Source organism: Limnobacter sp. MED105, from assembly GCF_000170915.1.
Lineage (GTDB): Bacteria > Pseudomonadota > Gammaproteobacteria > Burkholderiales > Burkholderiaceae_B > Limnobacter.
Genome location: NZ_ABCT01000001.1, coordinates 534,193 through 548,707 on the forward strand (window position 1 = coordinate 534,193; position 14,515 = coordinate 548,707).

Below are 14,515 nucleotides of genomic sequence, written 5' to 3' on the forward strand. Positions count from 1 at the left end.
CGCTATGGCGTACTCGCCTTCAATCGTTCTCGGCGAGTTGGCGTTTGATTTTTGCCAGGTCAGATGATTTGCCTTCGTGATCAACCTGCTCCAGTTTGTAACCAAAGCCATAGACTGGGGTTAAACGGAAGCCCTGTTCGGGTCGCAAGGCCAGCTTGGAACGAACGCGCGAGATGTGGGTGTCCATGGTTCGCGAGGGTAAATCGGTGTCGCGTCCCCACACGGTTTCCTGGATGTGTGACCTTGACAGCGGTTTGCCGAGGTGCGAAACAGCAGAAGCGCAAATCGAATTCTTTTGGGTCATGACCACGCGTTTTGTGTGGCGCACGATGGTCGAGAACTTGGGATGAAATTCCAGGTCGGTGATTTCAAACACTTCCGGGGCGGTTAGTTCGGGATAGGCGCGGCGTAGCAGGGCGTTGACCCGGGCGATCAGTTCGCCGCGACGGATGGGCTTGATCATGTAGTCGTCTGCACCGGCGTTGAGCGCTTCAACAATATTCTCTTCGTCGGTTTTGGAGGTGATGAACAGCACGGGTACTTTGATGTGCAGGGTTTCACGGATCCAGTGCATGACTTTGGGGCCAGAGCTGTCGGGCAGTACCCAATCCAGAAGAACCAGGTCGAAGCTGTCGCGGTACAAAGCGGTTTGAAAGCTTTTGAACGTGGCAAAACAATGGCATTTGTGGTTGACCGATTCGAGCACCCAGCGCAGCATTTCGCTTTGTGTCAGGTCGTCTTCAAGAATGGCGATGCGCATGGGTGTGGCTCCTGATTCGGAATTTTTGTTACCACAATGTTAATTTGTGTGTTGACAGTTTAATCGTTTAAACAGGGCATGAAACACAATGTTGCTTTTTTGTTAAATTGAATGGGCATCCAATTTATCAATCAGGGGACTTGAGTGCTTTCCTGATCCTGTTCCAGTTTCATGGCGTACGTGGCATGTGCGCCAGCAAAGATGACAGCCACAATCCGAAGCGCTTTGTCATAGATAGCCTGACGTTGATCGGGTTTCTCGACGTACTCAACCGCCATGAACAACACGTTTTGGGCGAGTACTTCCAGCACTTCGATCATTTCTTCTTGGGGTAAACCGGGCAGCAGGGCAGCAATACGGTTGTCGCTGCAAATGTCTTCGCTGATCGCCCGAATGGTTTTTTTCAGGCCGTCGCGCATGCGCTCCAGTGCACCGAAAGCCTCGGAGGCACCCACTACGACTGGTTTTGGATTCTCGGCCGCCCAATCAAAAAACCGTTTGACGAGCATGGGGCGAATGTCGAGGTCTGCCTCTTTGGCCGTGCTGATTCGGACTTCGGTGAAGGCGTCCAGCACTGCTTTTTCAACCTCGAGAATGACGGCTGTGCCCAGGTCGGCCAGGTCTTCAAAGTGCCTGTAAAACGCGGGCGCAGACAGTTTCGCTTCGCGCGTTATTTCGCGAATACCGAGGCTGGAGAAACTTCGCCGGTGATAGCTCAGGTTCAGTGCAGCTTCAATAAGCCGGGTTCGGCCGTGGATGGTTGATGCGTTGGAGGTCATAAGCCAGTGATTATAGCGAAAACCCGAACATCTGTTATGAATCCTTGATTTAGAAGTTTTATCCAATTTGATAAGCAAAGGTATTGACGAGCATGTTTACAATCGTTAACATGATTTTCGTCGGGATAGACCTTGCCCCTCCAACAATAACTATTGGGCATTCATAAACGGGAGACCACCTATGTTGCACTACCTTAAATTCACCACTTTTCCGCTGATTGCCATTGGTGTGATGCACGCCATGATGCAGGGCGGTGCGTGGATGTACACCGGCATTGCCGCGTTGGTGCTTGTTGTGGCTTTGGGCGATGTGTTGCTGCCCGATGATCGCAGCGAGCCCCGCATGGAGGGTGAGTTTTTTCTGAATTTGATGTTGTGGCTGACACTGCCAATTTTGATGTGGGTGACGCTTTGTTTCACCTGGGCGGTAGCGCCGGTGGATGTATTGGGCATTGACGCATTCATGAAGAACACCTTCGGTTATGACCGTTTGCAATTGCAAGCGGACACCACCTGGTACCAATGGTTTGTGGGCGCGGTGGCGGGTGCATTTTTGTTTGGTGCCGGTGGCACCAATGTTGGCCATGAGTTGACCCACCGCACCTACAGTATGCGCGACATGATTTTGGGCCGCTGGATGCTGGCGTTTACCTGTGATGCTTCTTTTGCGATCGAGCATGTATACGGTCACCACAAAAACCTGGGTACACCTGCTGACCCTGCCACGGCCCAGCGCGGCGAGAATGTGTACGGCTTTGTACTGAAAAGCACCATTGGCGGTTACAAGTCGGCCTGGAAGTTGGAAAAGCAACGCCTGGCCAAGTTCAATCAATCCGTGTGGAACCCGATTCACAGTCGCATGATGCGCGGTAATTTGATGAGCTTGAGTTTGTTTGCTGCATCGTTCTACATCGGTGGTTGGGCTGGGGTAGTGATGTTCTGGATCATGAGCGCGGGCGGCAAGACCCTGCTTGAAATCGTGAACTACATGGAGCATTACGGCATTGTTCGTCGTCCTGAAGACAAGGTAGAACCACGTCACAGCTGGAACACGAATGCTTCGGTGTCGACTGCTTTGTTGTACGCGCTGACCCGCCACTCGCACCACCATGCTGAGGCAGATCAGGAATACTGGAACCTGCGCAGCTATCGTCATGCGCCCATGTTGCCCACAGGCTATCTGGGCACTATTTTGCTGGCCTTGGTGCCACCACTTTACAAAAAAGTGATGACGCCTTTGTTGAACCACTGGGATGAAACCTTTGCCACGCCGGAGGAGAAAAAACTGGCGATTGATGCCAGTGTGAAGAGTGGTATGAAAGGTTTGAAATCTGCCCAGTTGGGGCAGCAGACTGGCCAACAACTGAACCGCGCTGCCGCGTAAAGGGAGAGCATCATGAAATTGCTTGAATGGTTTGGATTGCAGGGTGGTGCAGCGGCTGGCAAAAAAGGCAAGGTAACGCACAAGGTGAGTGTGGCCCCGGGTGGGCAAAGCTTCGAGGTGGAGAAAGGCCGTAAGGTTATTTTGAATTCTGCCTTGTCGGCAGGTTTGGGGTTTCCACACAATTGCCGTGTGGGCAGTTGCACGCAATGCAAGTGCAAGCTGAAAAGCGGCAAGGTGCGCGAACTGACCGATTCAAGTTATGTGCTGAGCGCCGAGGATTTGAAGGCTGGAATGATCCTGGCCTGTCAGTCCATTCCGGAAACTGATCTGGAAATTGAAGTGGAGTTGACCTCTGGCGGTGACCGTTTGGTTGAAACCCGCGGCACGATTGTGGGCCAGAAAGATTTGACGCACGACATTGTGGAATTGCGTGTGGCGCTGGATGATCCGATGCCTTTCAAGGCAGGTCAATATGCTGAAATTCGACTTGAAGAATTCAGCCTGTCCCGCAACTACAGTTTCGCGATGGCACCAAAAGGCCAAGAAGCCAATGAACTTGTTTTTCATGTGCGCAAGGTGCCTGGAGGCAAGTTCACTGAATGGTTGTTTGCAGCCAATCGACAGGAAACCCGGTTAAGTATGAGTGGACCGTTTGGTGATTTTTATTTGCGCCCCGCCGAAGGTGAGAAGCCAGCGCCGATTGTTTGTGTGGCCGGAGGAAGCGGCATGGCTCCTATTTTGAGTTTGCTGGAACAGGCGAAATGGGCTGGTGAAACCCGGGATGCGGTTTATTTATTTGGCGCACGCACACAGCGCGACTTGTATGCGGATGAGGAAATTGGTCGAGTTCAGCAAGGTTGGAGAGGTTCGCTGAGTTTCAAGCAGGTGTTGTCAGAAGAGCCTGCCAATTCGAGCTGGAACGGTGCGCGTGGTTACGTGACAGACGAGTTGGACAAGCTTGAGCTGGACTGGCCTCAGGTTCAGGCTTACCTGTGCGGGCCGCCTGCGATGATTGATGCGGCGATTGCCAAGTTTTCGAAGTTGGGTGTGAAAGCTGAGAATATCCGTTACGACAAATTCGAGTGAGTCGTTGCTCTTTGTATCAATGAAAAAGCCACCCCAAGGTGGCTTTTTTTATGGTGATTCAGCAGGTTCAGACAGGCAGATTGCCGGTAATTGCATCAAGTGGCAATGCGTCTGCAGGATTGGGTGCTGAGCCGATTGGCAAAGATCCCAAGGCATCAAACAATGGATCGGAAATCACCGACAAGGGTGTGCCTCCAAGCGCGTCGGCCAAGGGGTCGAGTACTGCATCCAGTGGCGTACCAGTGGTTCCTTCGTTGACTGGATCAGTGGGTTCCTCTGGTTCTTCTGGGTTGTCGACAGGATCTTCCGGATTCTCTGGGTCTTCTGGATTTTCACTTTCGTCGGGGTTCTCGGGATTGTCAACTGGGTCTGTGGTTTCATCGCCATTGTCTACGCGGACATCAGTAAAGGCAGAACCTTCCACGTTGGTGTCGTCTCCAGAGGATGCTGCAAGGGCGGCCACACCGACACCTCCACCGATTGCAGTGGCAATACCGCTGACACTGCCAGCAGTGCCCGCAGATAGCAGACCTGCACCAACCAGTCCGCTAAAGCCTGTGCCTGCATCGGCCAGCAAAATTGCACCATCGGTGCCTTCGCTGACTGCAAATAGTTCGACGCCCTCTGTTAACGAGGTTACTTCAATCATGCCGCCTTCTGCGGCTGAGTTGGTGGCAATTTGAGCTGCGGATTCTGGGGCCAGGGTAACCAGAGAATCAGCTTGGCCAGCCGCTTGACCGGGTAGCTCAATATCCACTGCGACCAAGTCCTTGTTCTGTAGAACGTCACCAGCCAGAATTGCATCGCCTTGACGCAAAGTGAGTTGCTCGCCCTGGCGTTGAACCAAAAGCTTGTCGGTTTTTGAGGCAATGGTGCCAATTTGAGGTGCCGTGCTCATAAGGTGATGTCCGTTGGGTTGTCGGTAAAGTTATTATTTTTACTGTGGTGAACCGCGATTTGGATTCAAATAAAAAACCCCTCCGAAGAGGGGTTTCTTGTTGAGCCTTCTGCTGTTTAGGCAGTTGGCAGGCCTGGGATAGTTGGCAGGTCATCGGCGCCGGGCAGTGAGCCCAGTGGTGAGCCTGTGCCACCCAGCAGATCTGTCAGGGCAGATGGATCTGTCGGAATTGGCAGACCACCCGCATCTGGCAAACCGCCGCCAGCCAGATCAGTCAATGGAGCCAATACTGCGTCCAGAGGTGTTCCGGTTGGGCCTTCGGTACCACCTTCGCCACCAGGCAAGCCTGGGATTGTTGGCAAACCGCCGCCAGCCAAATCAGCCAGTGGAGCCAGTACTGCGTCCAGAGGTGTTCCGGTTGGGCCTTCGGTACCACCTTCGCCACCAGGCAAGCCCGGGAGTTCTGGCAAACCGCCGCCAGCCAGATCAGTCAATGGAGCCAATACTGCATCCAGAGGTGTTCCGGTTGGGCCTTCGCCTGGTTCACCTTCGTCACCGCCAGGCAAGCCTGGGATTGCAGGTGCACCTGGGATACCGCCGGCCAGCAGGCCGTCCAGTGTCATGGCGCCAGTGATGATACCGTCTTCAATTGGTTGACCAATTGCTGGGATCATTTCGATTGGAGCCACATCCACAAACTGCTGGGCCGCGCTTTCGATTGGGCCAGCTGTTGGGTTAGGTGCTGGTGTTTCACCACCGGTGTCACCGCCAGGCAAGCCTGGGAGTTCTGGCAAACCGCCGCCAGCCAAGTCCGCCAATGGAGCCAATACTGCATCCAGAGGTGTTCCGGTTGGGCCTTCACCTGGCTCACCTTCGTCACCGCCAGGCAAGCCTGGGAGTTCTGGCAAACCGCCGCCAGCCAAGTCCGCCAATGGAGCCAATACTGCATCCAGAGGTGTTCCGGTTGGGCCTTCACCTGGCTCACCTTCGTCACCGCCAGGCAAGCCTGGGATTGCAGGTGCACCTGGGATACCGCCGGCCAGCAGGCCGTCCAGTGTCATGGCGCCAGTGATGATGCCGTCTTCAATTGGTTGACCAATTGCTGGGATCATTTCGATTGGGGCTACATCCACAAACTGCTGAGCTGCGCTTTCGATTGGGCCAGCTGTTGGGTTTGGTTCTTCCGGCTCTTCGCCATCGTCACCGCCACCCATGTCTGGCAAGCCACCGGAACGCAGTGCGTCCACCAGAGGTTCGGTCACAGCTTCAAGAGGTGTGTTGGTGCCGATGTCTTCGATTACACCTGCCAAGCTCTCAGCGAAAACGGCTGGGTCTGCATTTTCCATCAACGCGTCTGTCAAGGGTGACAGTGGAGTTTCAGGCGCGCCACCTTCACCGCCGCCAGGCAGGCCTGGCAGGGATGGAGCACCGCCGCCAACTGCGTCAGCAATTGGATCAAGGATCACGTCCAATGGTGTGCCAGTTGTGCCGCCTTCTCCTGGCTCTTCACCTTCACCAGGTTCGCCGCCATCCTCTTCAGCACGTTCGCCACCCAGCAGGTTGCCAACTGTTTCGATGAGCGGTGCGCCGGGGCCAGCCGCTGATGAGTTGTCAGCGGCTTGTTCTCCAAGGAGCGCTACACCACCGGCCAGGCCACCCGAAAGTTGCTCTGGCAGTTGTCCGCCAGTTGGGTCTTCCCCACCGGCCACTACAAATGCCAAACCACCGGTGAGTGGTGCCAAGGGTGCCAGGGCGCTGTTTGGATTGGTCAGGTCAGTCAGGCCTTCCGCCACTTCTTGCAAGGTGCCGGGTACGCCAGGTGAGCCTGCGTCGGCGTCGCTGGTGCCTACGACTGGTGCCAAAATACCGGCAGTCAGAGGGCTCAATGGGCTGCTGTCAGAGGCCAAGGTGTTGCCTATAGTGGTTAGGCCTTGAGCCGCACCATCCACTTCGCCCTCGTTTTGAGCTTCAGCAGTAGAGAGTCTGGCGATCATGGTTTGTGGGGCTGGCTCATTTTCGCTGTATCCCAAGGTTTGTGCCAAGGGATCAACCACTGGGTCCAGTGGTGTTGGCTCAGCGCCTTCCGCCAAACCTTGTGACAGGTTGCTCACTGTGCCAGCAAGGCCTTCTTGGTCATTGGTGTAGCCCTCTTGAGGCTGACCAACCGTTTCAGCGAGCAAGTTTGCAACACCGGTTGGGTCTTGGTCTGAAACACTCGCGATGCCATCAGACACTGTAGCCAGGCCGTCAGCCACTGCACCAGTTACTGCGGTGATTGGTGCAAGTGGTGTTTGCTCCAAGCCGTCGTTCAGTGATTCAACGCCGCCGATCAACCCTGAAGTATCACCTTCTACATCGCTGTCGGAGTCAGAATCGCTGTCGGAATCAGAATCGCTGTCAGAGTCAGAATCGCTGTCGGAGTCAGAATCGCTGTCGGAATCAGAGTCGCTGTCGGAATCAGAGTCGCTGTCGGAGTCAGAATCGCTGTCGGAATCAGAGTCGCTGTCAGAATCGGAGTCGCTGTCGGAGTCAGAATCGCTGTCAGAGTCGGAATCGCTGTCAGAGTCGGAATCGCTGTCAGAGTCGGAATCGCTGTCAGAGTCGGAATCGCTGTCAGAGTCAGAATCGCTGTCAGAGTCAGAATCGCTGTCAGAGTCGGAATCGCTGTCAGAATCGGAATCGCTGTCAGAGTCAGAGTCGTCACTGGGATCCACGGTGGTTACGGTGTCGTCACCGTCGTCGCTCAGCGCAATCGCGCCAAGGGCCGCACCACCAATTGCTGCGCCTACACCAGCGCCGGCACTACCGCCAGCCAACAAACCAGCACCTACCAGGCCTGACATTGTGCCTTCATATGGGGTGAGGATTGCTGAGCTTACTTCATTGTCAATGTCATACAACTCAACACCCTCGCTTAGTGCAACAACCTCGGTTCGGTTGGCGCCGTCTGCTACGGTGGAGGTAATCTGTTCCAGCTTTGCTGACGCGTTGGGCGCCAGTTGCAACAGTGTGTCGCCATGACCAGCAGACACTGCGGGCATTAATACTTCAGCGGTCTGGGTACCAGTGTTGGTTACCACATCATTCCATCGCAAGGCATCGCCTTGGCTTAGCTCTACGATTTTGCCACCGCGTTCTACTTGAAGACCGGCAGGCGACTTAATAATTCCCACGTCGGGGTTGGCGTTTTCCATGATTCACATTTCCTTGAGGCTAGAGAGTTTGTTAGGCAAATCCACTGCTATAAGCGTTTTACTCACAGGGGATTCAATCGGATTCAGGAAAATACAAATATCTGGACGAATAATTTTCGTCAGTTGGGCAAGATAATTTTGATTGTTAAATTTAATAAAATTAATTAAGAATTGATTGTTGCTGGAAAAGGGTTTGCTGGCTTATTTATTGCAATAATTACTTCGATCGATTGTCTTGACTTGCCGTTGTTGAATGCCAAATGAGTGTTATCTAACCGCGATTATTTTTCTGGCACTGATCTTCCTGGGGGACCTATTTTGGTGGGGGTTCTTCGTAAATATTCGTATGGAGTATTGTAATTTTTGAGCCAACACCATGATCCAAGGTGAGGCCAGGTAGGCCCCAAGGTAAATTTGTGTATTTTTATTGGCAATTTGAACTTGGGCAATTCACGATATACAACTGCGGTGTCAAAGTGTCGGCTCAGGGAGAATTGACTTATCTGTCCAGGAAAGCATGAAGAAGTTTTTGAGTAACCACAAAAGCGAGGTGATTCGCTGGCTTTGTGCCGCTTGCAGTGCAATAGCCTTTCACATTGGCGTGGTTTACGCTCAAGACGCGGTCACCGAGTTTGATCCCCCCAAGGTGAGTTACGACGTTCCTGCTGAATTCCAGGACTTGATCGAGCAGTCCACCCAGCAAATTCGCTCGACTGCACAGGTGAATGACAACGGAGATGCGTGGCAACTATTCAGGCGATTGCGACCGGCCATTCGTGATGCTCTGGGTACAGAAGGTTATTTTTCTCCCTCAATTCAGCGAGTCGTTGATGAAACAGTTCCCGAAGATGTGGCGCCACCTCTGAACATAAAAATCGAGCCGGGGATACAAAGTAAAATTGTGTCGGTGGATATTCAATTCGATGGCGAAATCAACAAAGACGAGTTTGCAGAGCGGCGTGAGCGCCTGAAGACCTTGTGGCTTTTGGGAGTTAACCAGCCCTTTAATCAAGCTGACTGGAGTGCCAGTAAAGACAGTCTGTTGAGGGATCTGTTGGCCAAAGATTTCGCGGCTGCGACTCTTTCTGAAAGCTTGGCTGATGTTGATCCTGAGAAGAATACAGTCGCTTTGAGTGTGGTTTACGACAGTGGTCCGGTGTTTACTTTTGGAGATCTGCAAATTAAGGGATTGACAAAATATCCCCAAGACCTGGTTTCACGTTACAACACCATCCGCCCCGGTGATCGATACGAGCAAGAACGTCTGTTAAGGCTGCTTGCGGATCTTCAAGGGACAACTTATTTCTCGGCTGTGGACGTAAAAATTGATGCGGATGATCGACAGCCAGTGAATGTTCCAATCGAGGTCACTGTGATGGAAAGTGACAGCAAGCGCCTTGGTTTGGGTGCAGGCTACAGTTCCAATACCGGGTTTCGAACTGAGGCCACCTATCAATTCAACAATTTGTTTGATCGAGCCTACTCGCTTGTTACCGGTGTTCGCGTTGAACAAAAGCGCCAGTCTGCATATGCGGATGTATTCCTTCCCCCGTCAACCCGTGGCATTACCGACTCGGTTGGGGTGGCGATTGATCACCAGGAAATATCGAACCTTGAAGTGGATCGATCTTCTGTGGGAGCCATACGAGAATTCAACAAAGGTATCAACGATTACCGTTTGGGCCTGAACTTTCAGCTGGAAGAGCGAAGCGCGCTTGGCATCAATTTTGGACAAACTCAGGCGCTGGTTGCAAGTTCATCGTGGACAAGAAATGCCGTAGATGATCGCCTGAATCCTTCGGAGGGATATATTGCTTTCGGCCAGTTGGCCCTTGCTTCGGAACAGTTTGCTTCCGATCAAGACTTTGTTCGTTTGTATGGTCGAGTGCAGAAGTTTTGGTCGCCTTCCAGAGAGAATTTATTTTCTGCACGATTCGAGGCTGGTACGGTCGTGGCCAGTGCACGTCGGGATATTCCACAGGATTACCTGTTTCGCGCGGGGGGGACCAACAGCCTTCGTGGATTTGACTTTCTAGATTTGGGCGTAATCGATCAAGGTGTTTTGGTGGGGGGGCGTCGAGTGATGATTGGTAGCCTCGAGTACACCCGGTGGTTTGATGGCGGGCCGCTTGGCGCTGCTGTTTTTACAGATGTGGGTGATGTTGCCGACAACTGGAATGACTTTGATCCCAAGCCGGCAATTGGTGTGGGGGTACGTTATAAAACCCCAGCTGGGCCTATCGCTTTTGATGTGGCCAAAGCCGCAGACCAGGACAACTTGAGAATTCACTTTGCGCTGGGGGTGGCATTTTGAAGCGTGGGGTATTCGCTTTATTTACATTCTTGCTGGCTGTAGCCGTGGCTGTCACTGCTGGGGTTCTGTGGGTGGTTCATACTGAACACGGCCTTCGGTTTGCTGTGGGTCAAGCGCAGGACTGGATGAATGAAAATTCGGATCAACAACTTGAATTCGGCAAGGTTCAAGGCACCTTGTCGCAAGGGTTGGATCTTGAGTTTGTTCGATGGAAGCAAGCCGATACCACGGTTGAAATTGAGCAAATTCAGCTCGTAATCGACTGGTCAAATGTATTGAATCGAATGGTTCGAATCAGCAATTTGTCGGCACAGGTTGTGCGCGTTGATTCACCGCCTTCTGAAGAAGATTCTCCGCTTGTTATTCCGGATGAAATCAGCGTACCCGTTGATGTGGACTTGCGTCATCTCAGCGTGCAGCAATTGTTAATCAATGGTGAAGAATTAACGCAGTTGAGTGCTCGGGGTTCGGTTCAATCGAAACAGCTCAACATCGATAATTTTTCATTGAATGTGCGGGACACTCAAATCCACTCTTCACTTGAGATGGCGCTGGCGAAACCCTATCAAATGAGAGGTGCAGTGAACGCACAGCGGAAATTGGATGATTTGTTGCTGAATGCGCAGTTGGCTGCGACTGGCTCTATCGAACGCTTGGCGCTTGCCCTGGATGCCAAAGGGGAAAACCCGGGCAAGGCGGATCAAACACAGCGTGTGCAAGCCAATGCAGTGCTCACTTTGTTGGGTTCAACTCCGTTTGAAACGGTACGACTGAACGCAGAAAATTTCGATCCGTCAAATTGGCTGGATGGGGCGCCACGCGCATCACTTGCGATTGTTGCAACGGTAGAGCCCAATGCAGATTTTTCTGAAAGTACAGGCAATTTCTCGGTTAGAAATGCTCGACCTTCAACCGTTCAGTCGGGTGGGTTACCGTTGTCGTTCATGCGGGCCCGGTTTAATTTGAGCCTGAGGGAGCAACTTCCCGAACAATTTGATTTGTGGGTGGATGAGCTCCAGTTGGCCGATGGAAAACGTCAGGCTGGCAATGCGAATGCCTCTATTCAGTGGCGAGCGTCCAAGCAGAGTGACGATCAGATTGCCACTCTGGATGTTTTGGCGGGGGATGTGAATTTTGATGTCAAGACCAATAATTTAGATGCTTCTGTATTTGCCAGTTTGCCCCAGCAACTCGCACTGACCTCTACAATTCAAGGCACCAAGAATGGGCAGCAGTTGCAGGTCAAACGCCTTTCGGTTCGAGATCGGCAAGCAGAACTTCAAGGTAAGTTGCGTGTGGATTTGCGTGGAAAAGTACCGGTAGATGTTCAGCTTGACTTGAAGGGAATCAACCCTGCCAACTACGTTCCAGATGCCAGTCCATTATTGCAAGGTGATTTGAACGGAAAAGCCTCGTTCAATGGGGTTTTGGTGCAAAGTGGAAAGGCAGGTGCAGTGGACCCCTTGGGTGAGATCAATCTTGATTTAATGAATTCCCGCCTGGCCAACGCCCCGCTTACACTGGTTGCCAAGGCCACTGGCGGGGTTTCTCGCTTAAGCAATATGTTGCTTGATCTGGACGTGGTGGGAAACACGGTGAAAGCCACTGGCAGTTATGGAACCCAGTCTGATTTCGTTGATGTGGATGTGAATCTGGATGAACTCGCGCGTCTCGGAAAACTGATTCAGATGAAACTTTCCGGGACGGCGCGTTTGAAAGGAAAACTGAGAGGGATTGACGGAAACTTCTCGGGTGAGGGCAATGTTGATGTGCGTCAGTTGAAGCTGGATGACACGATTCAGATTGATACCGTGTCGGGACAGTTCAACCTGGGTTCAGCGCCAAATTCGCCCTGGGTTGGCGACATTGTGGCGAGCAAAGTCAAAGTACCCGGCGCGGTGACCAACACCTTGAATGAATTAAAGCTCACGCTTCGTGGTGTTCGCAACCAGCATGAGTTACGGGGCGAGTTTGCCAGTGGTTTGCAGCCCTTTAGTCGTTTGCGTCCGTTGAAAGGCGAGTTTGCATTTGCGGGTGGGGTTGGGGCTTTGCGCACACCGAAAACCGTTTCTGGCTGGAAAGGGCAATGGACTCAATTGAAAATCGAGGGCATGTGGTTGCCTGCTCGCAGCTTTGCTCTCCAGGCTCCTGCACCGCTCACGATTGCGCCGGGGTATTTTGAGCTCACGAATTTTGTACTCAAAGGCGAAGACACCTCAGTGTTGAACAACAAAGTGCTTCGTATTGCGAACCGGGAAATACGGGTTGAGGGTGAAATGCCCCAGTTTTATTTTCCACGAATGTCTCCGATATTGCGCAAGCAACTGACAGTAGAACCCAAGGATCTGATTGCAAAAGTGAAATGGAACTACTTGGCCAATCCCAACAAGGTAGATGGCCATGTGGATGTGCAGCATGTGTCGGGTGGCTTGCAGGTGCTTGAGGATTCACAGGTGGATGTGGATATTCGAACCATGACTGCAAATCTCGATTTCAATCGAGAGGCGGCCAGTGTGGACTTGAATATTCTTGCCGATGATTTCGGTGCAGTGACTGCAAATCTGAAACTGCCGGTTCAACAAAACCCGCAAACCAAAGCCTGGGAAATTGCAGGCAATGAGGCGATGCAGGGATCGGTGGCGGCCGGATTTACCGAGCTTAACTGGCTGGGCCCCATGATCAGTGGTGGGGTTAGAACCAGCGGTACAGGCCAGATTGCAATGGCGATTGCGGGCACTGCAAACAACCCCGATGTTCAGGGACGATTGTTTGCGCTGGATCTGGATGTGTTTCAGCTTGACCAAGGGGTACGCTTTGAAGACGGCAATGTGGTGGTTGACTTCACTACCGACAAGGCCAGTATCGACACTTTTGAGTTCACCGTGTACAACCGTCGCCCACCTCGCCGCTATATCGAGGAGTTGGGGCCGTTGATTCAGGGCAACGGGAAAGTGAAGGCAGAGGGTGTTTGGAATTTGACGGGTTTGAATGGTGAAATCCGCTTGTCCATGGACAGGGTTCCCTTGCTGCAGCGACTCGATCGATGGATGATGGTGAACTCGAGTGTGACGGTGCAGCAACCCAGTGTTGACGGACAACCCTTAAAGATTCGGGGGGAAGTGGATACCTTGGGGGCATACTTCGAGATGCCTGAGAGTGGTCCTCAAACCCTGGGCGACGATGTGTTCATTCAAGGGCGCAGTGAACTGGCCGGACAAGGTTTGCCGATAGACCTGCAATTGCGCGCCAATTTGGGTGACCGGTTTTACGTGAACGCTGAAGGCTTGCGAAGCCGGCTTGAGGGTGGTTTGCGCTTGGTGATGCTTGAGGGGGTTGGTGGCAGTGGGCAGCGTCGATCGGGAAGACGTTTGAGCGCCACCGGCACCATTCAAACTGTGAGTGGTACTTATCGCGCCTATGGGCAAGATCTCTCAATCGAGCGAGGCGTGGTTAACTTCCAGGGTCCGCTGGACAACCCGGGGCTGAATGTTCGTGCTGTGCGCAAGGGCGTGGCTGTTGAGGCGGGTGTAGAGGTAACTGGCACTGCGCAGCGGCCCACGGTCAGTCTGGTCAGTGAACCAGCCGTGCCAGATTCGGAGAAGTTGTCGTGGATGATTCTAGGACGAGGAAGTGGTTCGGCAGACCGCGATTCCACTTTGTTGCTGACCGCTGCTGCGGCAATTTTTGGTGATGAGGACGAAAGTACGACCCGTAAAATTGCGAAATCAATCGGTATCGATGACTTGAGTTTAAGCACAGGTTCCTTGACCGCAGCCGATTCCCGTGCGGTGGGTAGCAAGGTGGCCATTGCGCCTGGTGCAGATGCTTCCGCAAACGTGATTGGGTCTGATGATCCCTTGCTGTCGCAACGTATTGTGTCCTTGGGAAAACGATTCAGCGATCGTGTTTATCTGAGTTTTGATCAATCTGTGACAACAGCGGCCAGTATTTTGAAACTGAACTATCAATACTCACGCAAGCTCAGCTTTATTGCACGGGCGGGGGCGGACAATGCAGTCGATGTGCTTTATCAATTCTCTTTTGACTGATTTCAGGACAACATGATTAATCCTGCCAGACTTGAAAAACTGGGTAATTGT

Annotated in this window: 8 protein-coding genes; 4 read left to right on the forward strand and 4 right to left on the reverse strand. The window is 52.7% G+C overall.

Going from position 1 to position 14,515, the window contains the following annotated elements:
- Positions 1-19: 19 nt before the first annotated feature.
- Both LMED105_RS02595 and LMED105_RS02600 read right to left on the reverse strand, forming a co-directional pair.
- The gene (locus LMED105_RS02595; RefSeq protein ID WP_008247923.1) at positions 20-760 is read right to left on the reverse strand and encodes a response regulator transcription factor; all 741 of its coding nucleotides are present in this window, start codon (positions 758-760) and stop codon (positions 20-22) included.
- Between the two features lie 131 nt (positions 761-891).
- Complete coding sequence (locus LMED105_RS02600; protein WP_008247925.1) at positions 892-1,539, reverse strand: TetR/AcrR family transcriptional regulator; 648 nt, start codon at positions 1,537-1,539, stop codon at positions 892-894.
- Positions 1,540-1,720: 181 nt separating this feature from the next.
- Between LMED105_RS02600 and LMED105_RS02605 the strand changes: the two genes are divergently transcribed.
- Both LMED105_RS02605 and LMED105_RS02610 read left to right on the forward strand, forming a co-directional pair.
- A complete protein-coding gene (locus LMED105_RS02605) occupies positions 1,721-2,923 on the forward strand; it encodes an alkane 1-monooxygenase (protein ID WP_008247926.1) in 1,203 nt (400 codons plus the stop codon).
- Between the two features lie 12 nt (positions 2,924-2,935).
- Positions 2,936-4,009 (forward strand): 2Fe-2S iron-sulfur cluster-binding protein, encoded by a 1,074-nt coding sequence (locus LMED105_RS02610; RefSeq protein WP_008247928.1) that lies wholly within the window; start codon positions 2,936-2,938, stop codon positions 4,007-4,009.
- 67 nt (positions 4,010-4,076) lie between these two features.
- On the opposite strand, the gene LMED105_RS16055 is transcribed toward LMED105_RS02610, so the two are convergent.
- Both LMED105_RS16055 and LMED105_RS16875 read right to left on the reverse strand, forming a co-directional pair.
- Positions 4,077-4,907, reverse strand: coding sequence for a hypothetical protein (locus tag LMED105_RS16055; protein WP_008247929.1), 831 nt, complete (start codon positions 4,905-4,907; stop codon positions 4,077-4,079).
- Between the two features lie 116 nt (positions 4,908-5,023).
- Positions 5,024-8,101 (reverse strand): hypothetical protein, encoded by a 3,078-nt coding sequence (locus LMED105_RS16875; RefSeq protein ID WP_008247930.1) that lies wholly within the window; start codon positions 8,099-8,101, stop codon positions 5,024-5,026.
- A gap of 517 nt (positions 8,102-8,618) precedes the next feature.
- Between LMED105_RS16875 and LMED105_RS02625 the strand changes: the two genes are divergently transcribed.
- Together LMED105_RS02625 and LMED105_RS02630 are read left to right on the forward strand one after the other, a co-directional pair.
- Positions 8,619-10,415, forward strand: coding sequence for an autotransporter assembly complex family protein (locus tag LMED105_RS02625; protein WP_008247931.1), 1,797 nt, complete (start codon positions 8,619-8,621; stop codon positions 10,413-10,415).
- On the forward strand, positions 10,412-14,464 hold the full coding sequence (locus tag LMED105_RS02630) for a translocation/assembly module TamB domain-containing protein (RefSeq protein ID WP_040512080.1): 4,053 nt from the start codon (positions 10,412-10,414) through the stop codon (positions 14,462-14,464). The genes LMED105_RS02625 and LMED105_RS02630 overlap by 4 nt, the downstream gene beginning before the upstream one ends.
- Positions 14,465-14,515: the final 51 nt, after the last annotated feature.